Origin of the sequence: Pseudoduganella plicata, from assembly GCF_004421005.1 — a bacterium.
Taxonomy (GTDB): domain Bacteria; phylum Pseudomonadota; class Gammaproteobacteria; order Burkholderiales; family Burkholderiaceae_D; genus Rugamonas; species Rugamonas plicata.
Genome location: NZ_CP038026.1, coordinates 641,474 through 659,782 on the forward strand (window position 1 = coordinate 641,474; position 18,309 = coordinate 659,782).

An 18,309-nucleotide genomic window follows, 5' to 3' on the forward strand; every position below is an offset into this window, starting at 1 on the left:
GTGACTGCCACAGCCATTCCCATCAAGACCGTTGAATATGAAATGCCCCTGCTGGAAGAGAACCGGCAGGGCGGCAGCTGCGTGGCGCATGCATGGGCGCGCACACCGGCACCTGTGCCGGCCGACGAAAAGATCCTGCTGAAGGAACGCATCCGCACGCTGCTGCGCGAACGCGAAGCGGTGCTGGTGGCGCATTACTATGTCGACGCGGACCTGCAGGACCTGGCCGAGGAAACGGGTGGCTGCGTCTCCGACTCGCTGGAGATGGCGCGCTTCGGCCGCGATCATCCGGCAACGACGCTGGTCGTCGCCGGCGTGAAATTCATGGGCGAGACGTCAAAAATCCTCAGCCCGGAAAAGACGGTCCTGATGCCGGACCTGGACGCGACCTGCTCGCTGGACCTGGGCTGCCCGCCGGAGGAGTTCGCGGCATTCTGCGACCAGCATCCGGACCGCACCGTCGTCGTCTACGCCAACACCAGCGCGGCCGTGAAGGCCCGCGCGGACTGGATGGTGACGTCCTCGATCGGCCTGGATATCGTGCAGCACCTGCACGAGCAGGGCAAGAAGATCCTGTGGGCGCCGGACAAGCACCTGGGTTCCTACATCCAGAAGAAGACGGGCGCGGACATGCTGCTGTGGCAGGGCTCCTGCCTCGTGCACGACGAATTCAAGGGCGTGGAGCTGGACCTGCTGAAGGCCGAATACCCGCACGCGAAAGTGCTGGTGCACCCGGAGTCGCCCGCCAACGTGGTCGAGCAGGCGGACGTGGTCGGATCGACGTCGCAGCTGATCGCCGCCGCGGTGTCGATGGACGCGGACACCTTCATCGTTGCCACCGACAACGGCATCCTGCACAAGATGAAGAACGCCGCGCCGGGCAAGACGTTCATCGAAGCGCCGACGGCGGGCAACAGCGCCACGTGCAAGAGCTGTGCGCACTGCCCGTGGATGGCGATGAACGGGTTGCGCAACCTGGTGGACGTGCTGGAAAACATGAGCAACGAGATCCACGTGGATCCGGAAGTGGGCCGCCAGGCGCAGCGCTCCATTAACCGCATGCTCGATTTCGCGGCGGCGAAAAAGGCGAAGGTTGCGCCGGGGGCCGACCTGGCGCAGGAATCGAAGCTGTTCTCCGGCATCGGCCCCGCCTGATACGGGCGCTCCATCACAAGGACAAGAAATGAGCACGTTGTTGAATCCCTATGCCCCGTTTGACGCGGCGTTGACGAAGGCGTATGAATCGAATCTGCTGGCCGCATTGCTGGAAGATGTCGGCACGGGCGACCTGACGGGCCAGCTGGTGCCGGAGGGCGCCCGCGCGACGGCCCGCGTCATCGTGCGCGAGGAAGCGGTGCTGTGCGGTGCGCCGTGGTTCGAAGGCATCATGCATGCGCTCGACCCGGCCATCGGCATCGAGTGGCATTACGCCGAAGGCGACGTGATGACGGCCGATTCTCCCGTCTGCACGATGGTCGGTCCGGCCCGCGCCATCCTGACGGCCGAGCGCTCGGCGCTGAACTTCATGCAGCTGCTGTCGGGTGTTGCCACGGCCACGCGCCGTTATGTCGACGCCATCGCCGGCACCACCGCCGCCATCCTCGACACGCGCAAGACCTTGCCGGGCCTGCGCCTGGCGCAGAAGTATGCCGTGCGCGTCGGCGGCGGCCAGAACCAGCGACTGGCGCTGTACGACGGCATCCTGATCAAGGAAAACCATATCGCGGCGGCGGGCGGCATCACGGCTGCACTGGCGGCGGCGAAAAGAGTGGCTGCCGATAACCGCGCGCAGGTGTCGATCCAGGTCGAAGTCGAAACGCTGGACCAGCTGGACGAAGCGCTGGCCGTGGGCGCCACGTCGATCCTGCTGGACAATTTCAGCCTGGAGAACATGCGCGCGGCCGTCCAGATCAACCGCGGCAGGGCATTGCTGGAAGCCTCCGGCGGCGTCAACTTCGATACCGTGCGGGCGATCGCCGAAACGGGCGTGCACCGCATCTCCATCGGTGCATTGACGAAAGACGTGCGCGCGACCGACTTCTCGCTGCGGATCGTCGGATCCGCGCTGGGCTAGCGTGGGAGTGTCATCGGCCGCTGCGCCGCTGGGGTCTGTCCCCGGTCAGTGGCGACATTTGATGCATCCGCAGGCGTGACAAGGGGACTGACCCCGGTTTCTTGCCCGCGCCGTCGAGACGCTGGCTGAAAACCGGGGTCAGTCCCCTGGTGACGCTGACAACCAGCGTCTGAGCCGCCACTTAGCAGGGACAGACGCCAGCTGCCTCAGCCGCCCCCGTCAATCCCCCGCGTAGATATCCCGGTCCTTGGTCTCGCGGATGAAGATCGCGCCGATCACCAGGGTGATCAGCGCAACGCCGATCGGATACCACAAGCCGAAGTAGATATCGCCCTTGAACGCGACCAGCGCGAACACGGTGGTGGGCAGCAGCCCGCCGAACCAGCCGTTGCCGATGTGATACGGCAGCGACATCGACGTATACCGGATCTTGGTGGGGAACATCTCGACCAGCATCGCGGCGATCGGGCCGTACACCATCGTCACGTACAGCACCAGGATGAACAGCAGCAGTACCATCATCGGCTTGTTGATCTGGTCCGGGTCCGCCTTGGCGGGGTAGCCGGCCGCCTTGATGGCCGCACCCACTTCCTTCTTGAACGCTTTTTCTCGCTCGTTACTGGCCGCGTCGAAGTCGCTGCCGGTCGGCTGCATCACGGCGTCGAACGACGTGACTTCCTTGTCCCCCACTTTGATTTTCGCGATAGCGCCGGCCGGCGCGTCCTGGCGCGTGTAGTTGACGGATGCGGCCGACAGCGCTGCCGTGGCGATGTCGCACGACGACGGGAATTTCTCCGTGCCCGTCAGCTTGAACTGGAAGTGGCACGACGCGGGATCGGCCACGACGACGACCGGGGAGTTCTGCAGCGCCGCTTCCAGTGCCGGATTGCCGTAGTGGGTCAGGCCCTTGAACAGCGGGAAGTAGGTGGCCGCCGCGATCAGGCAGCCGCCCAGGATGATCCATTTGCGCCCGATCCGGTCCGACAGGGCGCCGAAGAAGATGAAGAACGGCGTCGCCAGCAACAGGGCGATGGCGATCAGGATGTTGGCCGTTGCCAGCTCGATCTTCAAGGTCTGCTGCATGAAGAACAGTGCGTAGAACTGCCCCGTGTACCAGACCACTGCCTGGCCCATCGTCAGGCCGACCAGCGCCAGGATGACGATCTTCAGGTTGCCCCATTTGCCGAACGCTTCCGACAGCGGGGCCTTGGACGTCTTGCCCTCGGCCTTCATCTTGGCAAAGGCTGGCGACTCCTGCATCGACATCCTGATCCACACCGAGATACCCAGCAGCAGCACGGAGAGCAGGAACGGAATGCGCCAGCCCCACGCCGCGAAGTCTTCCTCGCCGACGGCAAGGCGGGTGCCCAGGATGACCAGCAGGGACATGAACAGTCCCATTGTGGCCGTGGTCTGGATCCACGACGTGAACAGCCCCCTTTTGCCATGCGGCGCGTGCTCGGCCACGTAGGTGGCCGCGCCGCCGTATTCGCCGCCCAGCGCGAGGCCCTGCAGGATGCGCAGGGTGACGAGGATGATGGGCGCGGCGACGCCGATCGACGCGTGGCTCGGCAGCAGGCCGACGATGAACGTGGACAGGCCCATGATCAGGATCGTCACGAGGAACGTGTACTTACGGCCGATCATGTCCCCCAGGCGGCCGAAGACGATGGCGCCGAACGGCCGCACGATGAAACCGGCCGCGAAGGCCAGCAGCGCGAAGATGAAGGTGGTGGTGGGGTCGCCGATGAAAAACTGCTTGGCGATGATCGACGCCAGCGCGCCGTACAGGTAGAAGTCGTACCACTCGAACACGGTGCCCAGCGACGACGCGAAGATGACCTTGCGCTCTTCCTTCGTCATCGGTGTCGCCTTGCCTTTGCTCCCCAGGTTCCGCGCGTCCGCGGCGCCATTTGTGATAGCCATTTTTTGTCTCCTTGACGGCGCTCACCTGCCGGTGGCCCCATTGCTATTGGAAGGGTGCCGCCCGATTCTGCTGCATGATGGTCGTTCGGCCCGATCGAGTCTGGTCCGTGAAACTTACGTCATTCTTGCTTGAAACTTACGCGAAACTGACGGGCTGTAAGGCCAAAAAAGTTTAACGAACGACCGTGCTTAATTGCCGGGGCTTGTGCTATGCTGGAATGATTACAGTCCAATAACAAAGGAGACTTTCATGCCAGATGCCGTTATCGTATCGACCGCCCGCACCGGGCTGGCCAAGTCCTGGAAAGGCGCGTTCAACATGACGCATGGCGCCACCCTGGGCGGCCATGCGCTGGCGGCGGCCATTGCCCGCGCCGGTATCGAACCGGGCGAAGTGGAAGACGTGCTGATCGGTTGCGCCAATCCGGAAGGCGCCACGGGCGGCAATATTGCCCGCCAGATCGCGCTGCGCGCCGGCTGCCCCGTCACCACGGCGGGCATGACGATCAACCGTTTCTGTTCCTCGGGCCTGCAGACCATTGCCACGGCCGCGCAGCGCATCGTGGCCGGCGAGGGCGACATCTACGCAGCCGGCGGCGTCGAGTCGATCTCCTGCGTGCAGCAGGAGATGAACATGCACATGTACCGGGAAGTCTGGCTGAAGCAGAACAAGCCGGAAATCTACCTGCCGATGCTGCAGACGGCGGAGATCGTGGCCAGGCGCTACAACATCGGCAAGGACCGCCAGGACGAATATGGCGTGCGCAGCCAGCAGCGCGCCGCCGCCGCCCAGGCCGCGGGACTGTTCGATGCGGAAATCGTGCCGATGACAACCGTCATGGGCGTGGCCGACAAGCTGGGTACGCGCGAGGTCACGATCGCCGCCGACGAAGGCATCCGCGCCGACACGACGCTCGAGGCGGTGAGTAAAATCCGCACGGCGCTGCCGGGTGGCGTCGTCAGCGCCGGCAATGCCAGCCAGTTCTCCGACGGCGCATCGGTGGCCATCGTGATGAGCGCGCAGGCCGCCGCCGCGAAAGGCCTGCAGCCACTGGGGATCTTCCGCGGCTTTGCCGTGGCGGGCTGCGAACCGGACGAAATGGGCATCGGTCCCGTCTACGCCGTGCCGAAACTGCTGAAGAAGGCCGGCCTGACCGTGGCCGACATCGGCCTGTGGGAACTGAACGAGGCCTTCGCCGTTCAGGTGCTCTATTGCGCCGACAAGCTGGGCATCCCGATGGACCGCCTGAACGTGAACGGCGGCGCCATCGCCGTGGGCCACCCGTACGGTGTTTCCGGTGCCCGCCTGACGGGGCATGCGCTGCTGGAAGGCAAGCGGCGCGGCGTGAAGTATGTCGTCGTCACCATGTGCATCGGCGGCGGCCAAGGTGCCGCCGGCCTGTTTGAAATCGTCTGACGGAGGGCATGTGATCAAGCATATCGTGATGTGGAAGCTCAAGGACGAGGCGGAAGGCGCGGGCCGCGCCGCCAACGCCCGCAAGATGAAGGAACTGCTGGAAGCCTGCGCGGGCATCGTGCCGGGCATCCTGAAGCTGGAGGTGGGACTGGCGACGCCGGACCTGGAAGCGACGTACGACGTCGTGCTGTACTCCGAGTTCGCGGACAAGGCCGCGCTGGACGCCTACCAGGAACACCCGCAGCACGTCGCACTCAAACCCTTCTTCGCCGCCGTACGCGAAGGCCGCCAATGCATGGACTACGAGGTATGACGATGACCGCATTTGAAAACACCACTGTACGCACGACCCGCGAGCTTTTCAGCCTGGAAGGCAAAACGGCACTGGTCACGGGCGGCTCGCGCGGCCTGGGCCTGCAAATGGCGCTCGCCCTGGGCGAACAGGGGGCAACGGTCGTCGTGGCCGCGCGCAAGCAGAACGAACTCGACGATGCCGTCGCCACCTTGACGGCACGCGGCATCACGGCCTACGCCATCGCCGCGGACCTGGGCCAGGATGGCGCGGCCGACGCGCTGGCGCAGGCCGCCATCGGGAAGCTGGGCCATATCGACATCCTCGTCAATAACGCAGGCGCCAGCTGGGGCGCGCCGGCCGAGGACATGCCGAGCGAGGCTTGGGACAAGGTGATGAACCTGAACGTGCGGTCCGTGTTCCTGCTGTCGCAGGCCGTGGCGAAACGTTCGATGATCCCGCGCGGCCAGGGCCGCATCATCAATATCGCGTCGATCGCCGGCCTGGCCGGCAACCCGCCGGGCACGATGAAGACGATTGCGTACAATACCAGCAAGGGCGCCGTCATCAACTTCACGCGCGCCCTTGCGGGCGAGTGGGGCGCGCACGGCATCAATGTGAACGCCATCGCGCCGGGCTTCTTCCCGTCGAAGATGAGCGCGGGCGTGCTGCAGGCGATGGGCGACCGGCTGATGGCCGAAGCGCCGCTGGGCCGCCTGGGTTCCGACGAGGACCTGAAAGGCGCCGTGGTGCTGTTCGCCTCCGATGCCGGCCGCCACATCACCGGCCAGATCCTGGCCGTCGACGGCGGCGTCTCCGCCGTTTAACCTTGTTTAACCTACCTAGGACAACAATGACGACATTCCAACGCATGGTACTGGCCTCCCGCCCGCAGGCGGAGGTCACCCCCGACAACTTCCGTCTTGAAACGGCGGATGTGCCGGCCCTGGCCGATGGCCAGGTCCTGGTGCGCAACCATTTCCTGTCGCTCGACCCGTACATGCGCGGGCGCATGAGCGAGGCGAAAAGCTACGCGGCGCCGCAGCCGCTGGACGAGACGATGATCGGCGGCACCGTCGGCCAGGTGGTCGAATCGAAGCATCCGAAATTCGCCGAAGGCGACTTCGTCGTCGGCATGGGCGGCTGGACCGAAATGTCCGTCTCCGACGGCAGCGATATGCGCAAGGTCGATACGACGCACATTCCGCTGTCCGCCTACCTTGGCCCCGTGGGCATGCCGGGCATGACGGCGTGGTACGGCCTGACGCAGATCATGCAGGCCAAGCAGGGCGAGACGATCTGCGTCTCGGCCGCCAGCGGCGCCGTGGGCAGCGTTGTCGGCCAGCTGGCGAAGCTGCGTGGCTGCCGCGCCATCGGCATCGCCGGCGGCAAGGAGAAATGCGATTACGTCGTCAATGAGCTGGGCTTCGACGCCTGCATCGACTACAAGGCCGGCAACCTGCGCGCCGACCTGAAGGCGGCGGCGCCGAACGGCATCGACGCGATCTTCGAGAACGTCGGCGGCGAAGTGTTCGACGCGGCGCTGGCCCGCACCAACGCGTTCGCCCGCATTGCCCTGTGCGGCATGATCGCCGGCTATAACGGCGAGGATATCCCGCTGCGCAACGTGCGCCAGCTGCTGACCAATCGCATCTCGTTGCGCGGCTTTATCGTCAGCGAGCACATGGAGCTGTGGCCGGAGGGATTGAAGGAACTGGGCATGCTGGTTGCACAGGGCAAGCTAAAATTCCGCGAGTCCGTGGCCGACGGCCTGGCCGCCGCGCCGGACGCGTTCATTGGCCTGCTCAAGGGCCGCAATTTCGGCAAGCAGCTCGTCAAGCTGGCCTGAAACGGGCTTGGTCGGGGCTCGATTCGGGCTCGATGCGGGCTCAATGCGGGCTTGATACGCGCTCGATACGAGCTCGATACGCGCTCGATACGCGCTCGATACGGGCTCGATGCGGGCTTGATACGCGCTCGATACGGGCTTCTCTTCGAGCTCGATTCGGGCGTTGCAGTAGCGGCCATCGGTGTGCGAGAATCGTTTCTTTCGCTGAAAAGTTTTCGAGACGATCATGAGCACACATGAAATCCGCTACGGCGACTGGGCCACGCTGGGCCAGGACGCCGCCGCCATCCGCACCGAAGTCTTCGTGCGAGAACAGAACGTTCCGGCCGAACTGGAAATGGACGACAAGGACGCCGTCTGCCTGCATGCCGTCGCCTACGATGACGCCGGCACGCCGGTCGGCACGGGCCGCCTGCTGCCGGACGGGCATATCGGCCGCATGGCCGTGCTGCCGCAAGCGCGCGGCACGGGCGTCGGCGGCGCGCTGCTGCAAGGACTGATGGCCCAGGCGCGCAAGCGCGGGCACATGGGCGTGGCACTGTCCGCGCAAACCCACGCGGCGCCGTTCTATTCGGCGCACGGCTTCCGCCAGGCTGGCGACGAGTTCTTCGAAGCGGGCATCGCGCACGTCGAGATGCGGCACGGGTTCTGACGGCCTGCTGGCCATCTGGCTGTCAGACGGCCGCGAAACCCCAGGAAGATATCTCCCTCTTAGTAAACAACAACGTCGACGCAGCACGGAACTGAGCGCAGCCTTGTCAGGCTGGCGCGTCGGAGGGCCGGAGATGGGCTGCATGTGGTCCGCTAACGGCCAGAAGCGGACTGTCGCGGGGACCGCCGGTTAGACTCGCCTTCTTTCTACAACTAGCCCATGCTTATAAAAGATTCTTCCCAAGTCGAGAAAGAGTTTCGATCTTTCCTCCGCGCCAAATCGCTCAAACTTTCATCCTTAAATTTGCCGATTGCGTTCGACGCCATGGCAGAGTTTTGGGCCGCCACTAGGTTCTCCAATGTACTTGCTGAGGATGGAGATGGGATCGCGTGCTATGAGGACGTCACGGACCACGGGCGCGGAACCCGTCTCGAGATCGGCTTAGTCAGACTTCTCCGGCTTCCATCCGACGCTATTTCGGCGCCTTCACCAGTTCATAGGCTACGGCTGCGTATTTGCTATAAATGGGACATGGACGTTATCAAAACCGTACTTCCTGCAGGAACCTGGTCCTTCGCTTGTTGGAACGCGAGAGAGCTTAGCGCCTTCAAACAGGCGATTTTCGAAACTGCGGGATTTTCTTCGATGCGCGAGAAAAAACCAGCGGAAGTAAGCACTTTGCTTGACACGGTGACATCGATGCCGCACCAGCTCAAGCCAGAGCCTGGAGCCCGGCAAATGTGGTGGGGTGTCATGTAGTTTCGCTGTCCGAACAGCTGCAATGGGCGGTTTCGGTCTGTCGCAACACATATGGTTTTCATCAATCTAATCAAAAAATGCTCAAGCATGTAAAGCGACACTGGAACGAGACACGCGGCGACCAGCACGATGATTGGGGTACCTCATGGTGGTACTTTGAAGTCGCGGCGGATGGTCGAGTAATTAGACAAGTTGAGCAGTACGAGTCTGGTACGTTGCTTCACTACGATGCTAAGCGCGACATCGATACCTGCGGTGGGCTTGCATTGGAGCCGTTGGACCTGTCCGAGTCCGGGTACCAAGAAATCTTGGATAAGGAATTCGAGCATGTGTGGGAACTCGCAAGCAAGGCCGCGCCCTTAAGATCTCAGCAGTGAACGGCAGCTATGGGGCGACAGCCGACCGTCGTATAGTCAGTGCAGCACCGTCGGAGGGTGCCAGCCCGATCGGCACAGGACGAAGCCGCGCAAATCGTCGTGCGCTGTCGCCGCCCACCCAGTTGCATGCGTGGCGAACCCGCCCCGCGCCGGCAGCGCGGCGCTCACGTCATTCACTCCCGGCCGCCGGCACCTGCGCCAGGCGCGCCAGCAGGAACGCATGCAACCCCCGCACGGCAGGAGAAAACTGCCGCCGGTGCGGACAGATCAGCTGCAGCGGCGCCGCCTCGCCGGGCTGCTCCGGCAGCACGACCATCAGCCGGCCCGCCGCCACGTCGGCCCGCACGTCGAGCCAGGATTTGTAGGCGATGCCTTCGCCCGCCACGGCCCAGCGCCGCACCACGTCGGCATCGTCGCTGGCCAGATATCCCGACACCTGCACGGTCTGCTTCCCCTTGATGCCCGCAGTATCGGCCGGGAAGCCCCATTTGTCGTACAGCCGCCCGCCCAGCTGCCACAGCAGGCATGAGTGGTTCTTCAGGTCGTCCAGCGATCGCGGCATGCCGCACTGTTCCAGGTAGGCGGGTGACGCGACCAGCACGCGGCGGTTGTCGGGTGCCAGCGGCAGGGCGACGAAGCTGGCGTCGTCGATCGTGCCGTAGCGGATCGCCACGTCGACCGGATCGCGGAACACGTCCGCATTCTGGTCGGACAGCTGCAGCCGCACTTCCAGCCGCGGATGCGCGCGGCGGAACTCGCCCAGCCACGGCAGCAGCACGTTGCGGCCCAGGTCCGACGGCGCCGCGATCAGCAATGTGCCGCTCAATGCCCCGTCGTTGCGGCGCAGTTCGTCGCGCCCGGCGTGCAGCAGGTCGATGGCTTCGCGCGCGTAGGGCAGGTAGCGCTCGCCCTCGTCGGTCAGGCGCAGGCTGCGCGTGGAGCGGGCGAACAGGCGGATGTCGAGGTCCCGTTCCAGCCGCTGGATGGCGGCGCTGACCTGGCCCGGCAGCAGGTTGGCCTCGCGCGCCGCCTTGGTAAAACTGCCGCACGCCGCCGTGCGGATGAACAGCGCCAGATCCTCGAAGCGGACCATTTTCACTCCGCGAGTGAAAGTGCTAACCGATTACCGGTCTTTTTCAGTAGCCGGCCCCGCCCTATCATTGCTGCATCTCCACTCACTTCACGAGGAATACGATGAAAGCAGTAGTCTACACGCAACACGGTTTGCCGATCGACGGGGCCGAGGCCCTGATCGACATGGACCTGCCGGTGCCGCAGCCGGGCGCGCGCGACGTGCTGGTGCAGGTGCGTGCCGTTTCCGTCAATCCCGTCGACACCAAGGTGCGCCGTGGCGCGGCCGTGACGGCGCCACGCGTGCTGGGCTGGGATGCGGCCGGCGTCGTTGTCGCGACCGGCGCGGAAGTGACCGGCTTCAAGGCGGGCGACGAGGTGTACTACGCCGGCTCGCTGACCCGTCCCGGCTCGTACAGCGAACTGCACGTCGTCGACGAACGCATCGTCGGGCACAAGCCGGCATCGCTGGACTTCGCCGACGCCGCCGCGCTGCCGCTGACGTCCCTCACGGCCTGGGAGCTGCTGTTCGACCGCCTGAAAGTGGCCGAGGGCGAGGGCGCCGGCAAGACCGTGGTGATCGTCGGCGCGGCCGGCGGCGTCGGCTCGATCCTGACGCAGCTGGCAGCGAAGCTGACGGGCCTGACGATCGTCGGCACCGCGTCGCGCAGGGAGACGCGCGCGTGGGTGCAGGCGCTGGGCGCGCACCATGTCATCGACCACAGCCAGCCGATGGCGCCGCAACTGGCCGCGCTGGGCATCGCCCATGCGGACATCGTCATCAGCCTGACGCACACGGACCAGCATTACGCCGACATCGTCGAGATGCTGGCACCGCAGGGCCAGTTCGCGCTGATCGACGACCCGGAAACGCTGGATGCGATGCCGCTCAAGCGCAAGAGCATCTCGCTGCACTGGGAGCTGATGTTTACCCGCTCGATGTACGAGACGCCCGACATGGCGCGCCAGCGCGATATCCTCGACAGCGTGGCCGCGCTGATCGACAGCGGCGCGCTACGCACCACCGTCGGCGAGAACTTCGGCGCCATCACGGCGGAGAACCTGCGCCGTGCCCATGCCCTGGTGGAAAGCAATGCGGCGCGCGGCAAGATCGTGCTGGCCGGGTGGAGCGCATGATGAACGCGAAGACTGTCTTTGCCGCCGCCGTGCTGGCACTGGCCGCCGCCGGCGCGGGCGCTGCCAACGTGGAGCGTGTGGCCGCGTTCACGGGGGCGATGCCGACCGGTGTCACGGTGGCCGAAAGCGGCCGGATCTTCGTCAACTTCCCGCGCTGGGGCGACGACGTGCCGTACACGGTGGCGGAACTGAAGGGCGGCAAGCCGGTGGCGTATCCGGACGCCGCGTTCAACCGCGCCGACGCGAACGATCCGGCCAAGGGCCTGATCAGCGTGCAAAGCGTCGTCGCCGATGGCCGCGGCAGGCTGTGGATCCTCGACACGGCCGCGCCGAAGTTCGCGCCGCCGCTGGCCGGTGGCGCCAAGCTCGTAGCGGTCGACCTTGCAACCAATCGCGTCGTGCGCACCGTCGTGTTCCCGGCGGACGTCATCCTGCCGAGCACTTACGTCAACGACGTGCGGTTCGACTTCCGGCAGGGCGACGGCATTGCTTACGTGACGGATTCGTCGCTGTCCGGTCCCGGCGCCATCATCGTGCTGGACCTGGGCACGGGCAAGGCGGTGCGGCGGCTGAACGGCCATGCCAGCACGGCCGCAGATCCCGCCTTCAAGCCCGTGGTCGACGGCAAGCCGCTGCTGCAGCGGGGCGCGGACGGCCGCACGGCGCCGTTCAGCGTGGCCTCGGACGGCATCGCGTTGTCGCCGGACGGCGAGACGCTGTACTATTGCGCGCTGTCGAGCCGGCACCTGTATGCCGTGCCGACGAAGCTGCTGCGCGATCCGGCGGTCACGGAGGCGCAACTGGCGGCCGCCGTGCGCGACCTGGGCGAGAAGGGCGCGTCGGACGGGCTGGAGACCGATGCGGCGGGCACGGTTTACGCGGGCGACTACGAGCACAACGCGCTGCGGGCCTTGAGCCCGGGCGGCACGTGGCGCACGATCGCGCAGGACGCGGCGCTGTCGTGGCCCGACACGCTGTCGGTGGGGCCGGACGGCTATCTGTACGTGATCGCCAACCAGCTGCACCGCCAGGCCAACTTCAACGGCGGCAAGGACGCGCGCAGGAAACCCTACCGGCTGCTGCGCGTGAAGACCGGCACCGGACAACAATAAAGGAAAGCATATGAACATCGTGGAAAAAGCGGCCCAGCGCCATACCGTCAAGGCCTTCGATCCGGCGCGCAAGGTCCCGGACGAAATCGTCGCGCAACTGCGCATGCTGCTGCGCCTGGCGCCGTCGTCCGTCAATTCGCAGCCGTGGCACTTCGTCATCGCGGCAACGGAAGAGGGCAAGGAAAAGATCGCCCGTGCGGCGGAGGCGGGCTTCCAGTACAACGCATCGAAGATCCGCACGGCGTCGCACGTCGTCGTGCTGGCCACCCGCGTGGCGGCCGACGACGCGTATCTGGAAACGCTGCTGACGCAGGAAGAGCGGGACGGCCGCTTCGTCAACGAAGCGGCGAAGACGTCGGGCCGGGGTGCGCGTACCCTGTTCACCGACATCCACCGCTACAACCAGAAGGACGTGGCGCAGTGGTACGAAAAGCAGACGTACCTCGCGCTCGGCACGCTGCTGCTGGGCGCGGCCACGCTGGACGTGGGCGCCACGCCGATGGAAGGCTTCAACGCGGAAGTGCTGGACAAGGAACTGGGCCTGCGCGAAAAGGGCTATTCGGCCACCGTCATCGTCTCGCTCGGCTACAGCGGCGCGGACGACTTCAACGCGAAACTGCCGAAATCGCGGCTGCCGGCCGAGATGCTGTTCACCGACATCTGAGGCAGCGCAGGCTCACCAGGACTGGCTTCTCACGGACCGAAGGGCCCGTGCGGAGCCACACCCCAGCACGCCGGTCCGTCTATTGCACCGCCACCTCATGCAACTCCGCCGGCCCGCCGGCATACAGCTTCACCACCGTCGACGTGCGGGTGCCGTAATCGGGCGACTCGATCTTCACGGCCGACAGAATGCGTTCCCGCTCGATCGGCACGCCCGTCTCGGGCAGCCGCTGGTCGGGCGCCAGCGTGGTATCGGCCAGCATTTCGAAATACGCGTCCTCGGGAGCGCCCAGGCACAGCAGGCTGGCGAATTGCGCCTTCGTGCGCAGCACTTTCGGCCAGGGCGAATCGAGCAGCGCGTTGGACAGCCCGTAGATGCCCGGCGCCAGCGGCTGGCCGTTGCGCGGGTCGGCATCGCCGCGGTTGGAAAACCACACCAGCTCCGCGCCGTCGCACAGCACCAGGTTGAAGCCGTTGTAGGCGTGGGCGCCGGGACGGATCTGCTCCACGTACTCGCGTGCGCTCATCGTGGCCGACAGGAAGTTCGAGACCAGCATGCCGCGCGACGGCGCGTCCGGATTGAAATCGTGCGGCGCGCGGATATTGGTGATGGCTGCGAAGCGCGCGGGCGCGCTTTGCAGCGCTTCGGCCAGCGGCGCACCGGCGGGACAGCGTGCCCGCAACGGAGTGATGTTGGGCGGGTAGTGATCGTCCGCACACTCGGGGCGCGTAATACCCATCCAGCTGCCGCCGGCCTTCAGGTCGCGTCCCGCGACGATCCGCGGGTTTTCCTCCCACGGGCCGGCGGGGGCGCTGGCGCGCGCAAAATACTCATCGCGGTTGGCGGCGGCAATAAGGGGGACGCCCGGCACGACCTGCCAGGCAAAGACGATAAGGCACATCAGCTCAGATCCGTGAAGACTTCGGTATGGCGCGGGCCGGCCAGTGCGGCCAGCCCGGCGGTGGCGCAGGCCTCGTCCAGCGCGGCGGCAAAGCCGGCGCCGACATCCGGATAGACTTCCATCCATGTCTGCAGCCCGTCCTGCGCACCGGGCCGCCGTTTCAGTTGTGGCGCGACGCCATGCGCGTCCGCCAGTTGGCGCTGCAGCGAGGCGATACGCTCGCGCAGCGTTGCCGCATCTTCGTCCCGCACCTTGTAGTACACGTACAGGTCCATCAGACGTCAAGCTTGTCCAGCACGTACGGCAGCGGCAGGAACCGCAATGCCGGCCCGCTGGCCGAACCGGCGTGCACCACACCCGCCTCCAGGGCGTCCAGCTTCATTTCCACCAGCGCGTCGACCCCGCCCGCGCCATTCGGCGCCGCGTTGACGACCATGCCGCAAGGCTGTTCCGGGTCGGCCGGCGTAAACACTTCCGTGCCCGCCGTGACGGCCGCGTCGTCGATCGAGACCAGCGCCGTGCGGCGTTTCAGCTTGCCCAGATACTGGCTGCGCGCGACGATCTCCTGGCCGGGATAGCAGCCCTTCTTGAAACTGACGCCGCCCAGCAATTCCAGGTTGACCATCTGCGGCACGAACTGTTCCTGCGTGGCGGCCGTGATGACGGGCACGCCGGCGTGGATGTCGGAGAGGCGCCAGGCATTCACGCCTGCCACCGTCAGCCGCGCCGCCAGTTCCGGCGCCACTGTGTCGGCCGTCTCCGGACTGGCCAGCCACAGGTAGCGCGGTGCGCCGAACGCGTCGGCCACGCGCAGCAGGGTGCCCAGCGGATGGTCGAGTTTCGTGTAGGGCGCTTCCGGCAGCACGTCGAACCACGTGCGCAGCACCGCTTCCGCGTCGCCGCCGCCAAGGCCCAGCAGCACCCGGCTTTCGCTGACGTCGGCGGCTTTCGTTTTCGCACGCAACACGAACATCTGCAGGCGCTTTTGCACGGCCGCCTGCAGCTCGCGCGGCAGTTGCAGGTAGACCGATTCGCTGTCGCGCCACATCAGGAAGCTGGCCAGCAGGCGGCCCTTTGGCGAGCAGTAGCCCGCCAGGCGGACCTCGTTCTCGCGCAGGTGTTCGACGTCATTGGTCAGCTGCGAGTGCAGGAAACTGGCCGACTGCTCGCCGGTGAAGGCGATCAGCCCGAGGTCGTCGACGTGGGCGACAAAGCCGGTGGCAAGGGCCGTGGTGGACGCGACCTGCGCCGGATTGGCCGCTGCGGGCGTGAGGGTTTGATTCCAGGTGTTCATATTGTTGGATACTTTGGCCATGAAAGCATTATCATTACGGGCTCATTATAAAGATCCCGGACAAAACGCGCCGGGCGCGCCGAAATATGCCGGCTAGCGCGCCGCGAGACCCTTCAGCACAGGACTGCACGAACACGATGGCACTGATAACAAGAACGATTGCGCTGGGCGTGCTGGCCGCCTGCGCCGGGGGCGCCGGCTTCGCCTGGTGGGCCCAGGCTCCCATTACGCTTGACGGCGAACCGATACCCTTCACGATCAGCAAGGGCAGCGGTGCCCACGCGGCCGGCCAGCAGATCGCCGACGCCGGCGTGCCGATGCAGCCGCTGCTGTTCAACTTCCTGGCCCGCGCCACGGGCAAGAGCGCGCGCCTGAAGGCCGGCTCGTACGAACTGAAGCCGGGCACGACGCCGTTGCGGCTGATCGACCAGCTGGCGCGCGGCGAGTATGCGCAGGAGTCGCTGACGATCATCGAAGGCTGGACGTTCCGCCAGATGCGCCAGGCCATTGCCGCCCACAAGGGCCTGAAGCACGATACGGTCGGCCTGTCGGACACGGACCTGATGCGGCAGGTCGATGCCGACTACCGCCATCCCGAAGGCCTGTTCTTCCCTGACACGTACCTGTTTGCCAAGGGCTCGTCGGAACTGGCGATCTACAAGCAGGCCCACACGGCGATGATGCAGCATCTCAAGGCCGCCTGGGACAAGCGCGTGGCGGACCTGCCGTACGCCACGCCCTATGAGGCGCTGACGATGGCGTCGATCGTGGAAAAGGAGACGGGCCAGAAGTCGGAGCGGTCGATGATCGCCGCCGTATTCGTGAACCGGCTGAAGCAGGGCATGATGCTGCAGACCGATCCCACCGTCATCTATGGCATGGGCGAGCGGTTCGACGGCAATATCCGCAAAAAGGACCTGGAAACGGACACCCCGTACAATACCTATATGCGTATGGGACTGCCGCCCACGCCGATCGCGCTGCCGGGCCTGCAATCGCTGGCGGCCGCGCTGGCGCCGGCACGGTCCAACGTGCTGTATTTTGTCTCGCGCGGCAACGGCACGAGCCATTTTTCGGATAACCTGCCGGAACACAACCGGGCAGTCAACCTGTATCAGAGAGCAGCCAAGCAATAACAATGACAGTACCACGCGGCAAATTCATTACGTTCGAGGGCATCGACGGCGCCGGCAAGTCCACCCATATCGGCTATTGCGCCGACCTGATCGCCGGCCGGGGCATCGAGCTCGTCAGTTCTCGCGAGCCGGGCGGCACGCCGCTGGGCGAGAAGCTGCGCGAACTGGTGCTGCACGAGCCGATGCACCTGGAAACGGAAGCGCTGCTGGTCTTCGCCAGCCGGCGCGAACATATCGCCCAGGTCATCGAACCGGCGCTGGCGCGCGGCGCATGGGTCATTTCCGACCGTTTCACCGATGCCAGCTTCGCCTACCAGGGCGGCGGGCGCGGGCTCGACCTGATCAAGATCGACACCCTGGCGAACTGGGTCCACCCGGAACTGTGGCCGGACCTGACCATCCTGTTCGACGTTCCCCTGGAAGTGGCCCGCGCACGCCTGGACGCCACCCGCCAGCTGGACAAGTTCGAGCAGGAGAAGGCCGACTTCTTCCTGGCCGCGCGCAACGAGTACCTGCGCCGCGCGGCGCAATATCCCGAGCGCTTTCGCGTCATCGATTCGACGCAGACGATCGATGCGATCCGCCTCCAGCTGGCCGGGATCGTGGGCCGGCTGACATGATGGAGGCGGGATTGAATCCGGGCGTCTATCCGTGGCAGCAGGACGCCTGGGGCCAGATGCAGCAGTTGCGCGCGCGGCTGCCGCATGCGATCCTGTTCCATGGCTCGGCCGGCATCGGCAAGGCCGATTTCATCGAGCATTTCGCCCAGGCGCTGCTGTGCGAGAACGTGCGTCCGGACGGCCATGCATGCAACGCCTGCGCGTCGTGCGGCTGGTTTGTCCAGCAGAGCCACCCGGACTACCGGCGCATCCGTCCGGAAGCGCTGGAGGACGAGACGGCCGAAGACGATGGCGAGGAAAAGAAGGCCAAGACCAAGACGCCGTCGAAGGAAATCAAGATCGAGCAGGTGCGCGCGCTGGCCGACTTCATGAACATCTCGACGCACCGGCAGGGCTTGCGCGTGGTCGTGCTGTATCCGGCCGAGGCGCTCAACATGCCGGCGTCGAACGCGCTCCTCAAGACGCTGGAAGAGCCGCCCCCGGGCACCGTGTTCCTGCTGGCGTCGAACTCGCTGGACCGGCTGCTGCCGACGATCCTCTCGCGCTGCCGCAAGTTCGCGCTGCCGCTGCCGGCGCATGCCGACGCGCTGGCGTGGCTGCAGGCGCAAGGCGTGGCCGATGCGGACAGCTGGCTGCGCGAGCAGGGCGGCGCACCGCTGGCGGCGCTGGCGCAGTCGGAGGCGGGCAACCGCGCGGACATGGATGCCCTGCTGGGCTTCCTGGCCAGTCCGGCCGTCGACAGCGCGCTGCGCACGGCGGACAAGCTGCAGAAGGTGCCGTTGACTTCCCTCGTCGCGTGGCAGCAGCGCTGGCTGTTCGACCTGTTCTCCTGCAAGCTGACGGGTCGCATCCGCTATTATCCCCGTTACGGCCGCGAGCTGAAGGCGCTGGCCGGCAAGGTCCACGTCAGCCGCCTGCTGGCCGCGATCAAGGGCACGGCCGAGCGGCGCGCCACGTCGGACCACCCGCTCTCGCCCAAGCTGTTCATCGAGGATATGCTGCTGGACTATACCGCCTGCTGTGCCTGA

At 65.8% G+C, this 18,309-nt stretch carries 18 protein-coding genes; 13 read left to right on the forward strand and 5 right to left on the reverse strand.

All coding sequences use genetic code 11. The features are described from left to right. Positions 1–42 precede the first annotated feature (42 nt). Together nadA and nadC are read left to right on the forward strand one after the other, a co-directional pair. Positions 43–1,155, forward strand: coding sequence for a quinolinate synthase NadA (nadA, locus tag E1742_RS02665; RefSeq protein ID WP_134387956.1), 1,113 nt, complete (start codon positions 43–45; stop codon positions 1,153–1,155). A 28-nt stretch (positions 1,156–1,183) separates the two neighbouring features. After that, positions 1,184–2,074, forward strand: a complete 891-nt coding sequence (gene nadC, locus E1742_RS02670) for a carboxylating nicotinate-nucleotide diphosphorylase (RefSeq protein ID WP_134383431.1) — start codon at positions 1,184–1,186, stop codon at positions 2,072–2,074. 219 nt (positions 2,075–2,293) lie between these two features. Here the strand turns inward: nadC and E1742_RS02675 are convergent, their stop codons facing one another. Then, positions 2,294–4,000 (reverse strand): MFS transporter, encoded by a 1,707-nt coding sequence (locus E1742_RS02675; RefSeq protein WP_134383432.1) that lies wholly within the window; start codon positions 3,998–4,000, stop codon positions 2,294–2,296. 250 nt (positions 4,001–4,250) lie between these two features. On the opposite strand from E1742_RS02675, the gene E1742_RS02680 reads away from it, so the two are divergent. From E1742_RS02680 to E1742_RS02700, 5 genes are all read left to right on the forward strand, one after another. Continuing rightward, a complete protein-coding gene (locus E1742_RS02680) occupies positions 4,251–5,417 on the forward strand; it encodes an acetyl-CoA C-acyltransferase (protein WP_134383433.1) in 1,167 nt (388 codons plus the stop codon). A 10-nt stretch (positions 5,418–5,427) separates the two neighbouring features. Beyond that, the gene (locus E1742_RS02685; protein WP_134383434.1) at positions 5,428–5,730 is read left to right on the forward strand and encodes a Dabb family protein; all 303 of its coding nucleotides are present in this window, start codon (positions 5,428–5,430) and stop codon (positions 5,728–5,730) included. Positions 5,731–5,732: 2 nt separating this feature from the next. Then, complete coding sequence (locus E1742_RS02690) at positions 5,733–6,536, forward strand: SDR family oxidoreductase (RefSeq protein ID WP_134383435.1); 804 nt, start codon at positions 5,733–5,735, stop codon at positions 6,534–6,536. A 26-nt stretch (positions 6,537–6,562) separates the two neighbouring features. Further along, positions 6,563–7,558: an NADP-dependent oxidoreductase gene (locus tag E1742_RS02695; protein WP_134383436.1), complete on the forward strand. Its 996-nt coding sequence runs from the start codon at positions 6,563–6,565 to the stop codon at positions 7,556–7,558. Positions 7,559–7,784: 226 nt separating this feature from the next. Beyond that, the gene (locus tag E1742_RS02700; RefSeq protein WP_134383437.1) at positions 7,785–8,210 is read left to right on the forward strand and encodes a GNAT family N-acetyltransferase; all 426 of its coding nucleotides are present in this window, start codon (positions 7,785–7,787) and stop codon (positions 8,208–8,210) included. Between the two features lie 1,305 nt (positions 8,211–9,515). Here E1742_RS02700 and E1742_RS02705 read toward each other — a convergent pair. Further along, positions 9,516–10,439 (reverse strand): LysR family transcriptional regulator, encoded by a 924-nt coding sequence (locus E1742_RS02705; RefSeq protein WP_134383438.1) that lies wholly within the window; start codon positions 10,437–10,439, stop codon positions 9,516–9,518. Between the two features lie 101 nt (positions 10,440–10,540). Here E1742_RS02705 and E1742_RS02710 point away from each other — a divergent pair, with 101 nt between their 5' ends. Genes E1742_RS02710 through nfsB form a run of 3 tightly spaced genes read left to right on the forward strand, consistent with a single transcriptional unit; the run spans position 10,541 to position 13,330 of the window. After that, on the forward strand, positions 10,541–11,554 hold the full coding sequence (locus E1742_RS02710; RefSeq protein WP_134383439.1) for a zinc-binding alcohol dehydrogenase family protein: 1,014 nt from the start codon (positions 10,541–10,543) through the stop codon (positions 11,552–11,554). Then, entirely contained in the window at positions 11,551–12,666 is a 1,116-nt protein-coding gene (locus E1742_RS02715; RefSeq protein ID WP_134383440.1) for an L-dopachrome tautomerase-related protein, read from the forward strand. Before E1742_RS02710 ends, E1742_RS02715 begins: the two co-directional genes overlap by 4 nt. Positions 12,667–12,676: 10 nt before the next feature. After that, positions 12,677–13,330: an oxygen-insensitive NAD(P)H nitroreductase gene (gene nfsB / locus E1742_RS02720; RefSeq protein ID WP_134383441.1), complete on the forward strand. Its 654-nt coding sequence runs from the start codon at positions 12,677–12,679 to the stop codon at positions 13,328–13,330. Between the two features lie 79 nt (positions 13,331–13,409). Here nfsB and E1742_RS02725 read toward each other — a convergent pair whose 3' ends face one another. The 3 genes from E1742_RS02725 to ygfZ are packed head-to-tail and all read right to left on the reverse strand — an operon-like array spanning position 13,410 to position 15,546. Further along, a complete protein-coding gene (locus E1742_RS02725; RefSeq protein ID WP_134383442.1) occupies positions 13,410–14,231 on the reverse strand; it encodes an NRDE family protein in 822 nt (273 codons plus the stop codon). Beyond that, positions 14,231–14,506, reverse strand: a complete 276-nt coding sequence (locus E1742_RS02730) for a DUF4936 family protein (RefSeq protein WP_134383443.1) — start codon at positions 14,504–14,506, stop codon at positions 14,231–14,233. The genes E1742_RS02725 and E1742_RS02730 overlap by 1 nt, the downstream gene beginning before the upstream one ends. Beyond that, positions 14,506–15,546 (reverse strand): CAF17-like 4Fe-4S cluster assembly/insertion protein YgfZ, encoded by a 1,041-nt coding sequence (gene ygfZ, locus E1742_RS02735; RefSeq protein WP_229466463.1) that lies wholly within the window; start codon positions 15,544–15,546, stop codon positions 14,506–14,508. Before ygfZ ends, E1742_RS02730 begins: the two co-directional genes overlap by 1 nt. A 116-nt stretch (positions 15,547–15,662) precedes the next feature. Here ygfZ and mltG point away from each other — a divergent pair, with 116 nt between their 5' ends. The 3 genes from mltG to holB are packed head-to-tail and all read left to right on the forward strand — an operon-like array spanning position 15,663 to position 18,309. After that, complete coding sequence (mltG, locus tag E1742_RS02740) at positions 15,663–16,661, forward strand: endolytic transglycosylase MltG (protein ID WP_134383444.1); 999 nt, start codon at positions 15,663–15,665, stop codon at positions 16,659–16,661. 2 nt (positions 16,662–16,663) lie between these two features. Beyond that, positions 16,664–17,281, forward strand: coding sequence for a dTMP kinase (gene tmk, locus E1742_RS02745; RefSeq protein WP_134383445.1), 618 nt, complete (start codon positions 16,664–16,666; stop codon positions 17,279–17,281). A gap of 56 nt (positions 17,282–17,337) precedes the next feature. Next, positions 17,338–18,309 carry a DNA polymerase III subunit delta' gene (holB, locus tag E1742_RS02750; protein WP_371860222.1) on the forward strand — a complete coding sequence of 324 codons (972 nt, stop codon included), beginning with the start codon at positions 17,338–17,340 and terminating at the stop codon, positions 18,307–18,309.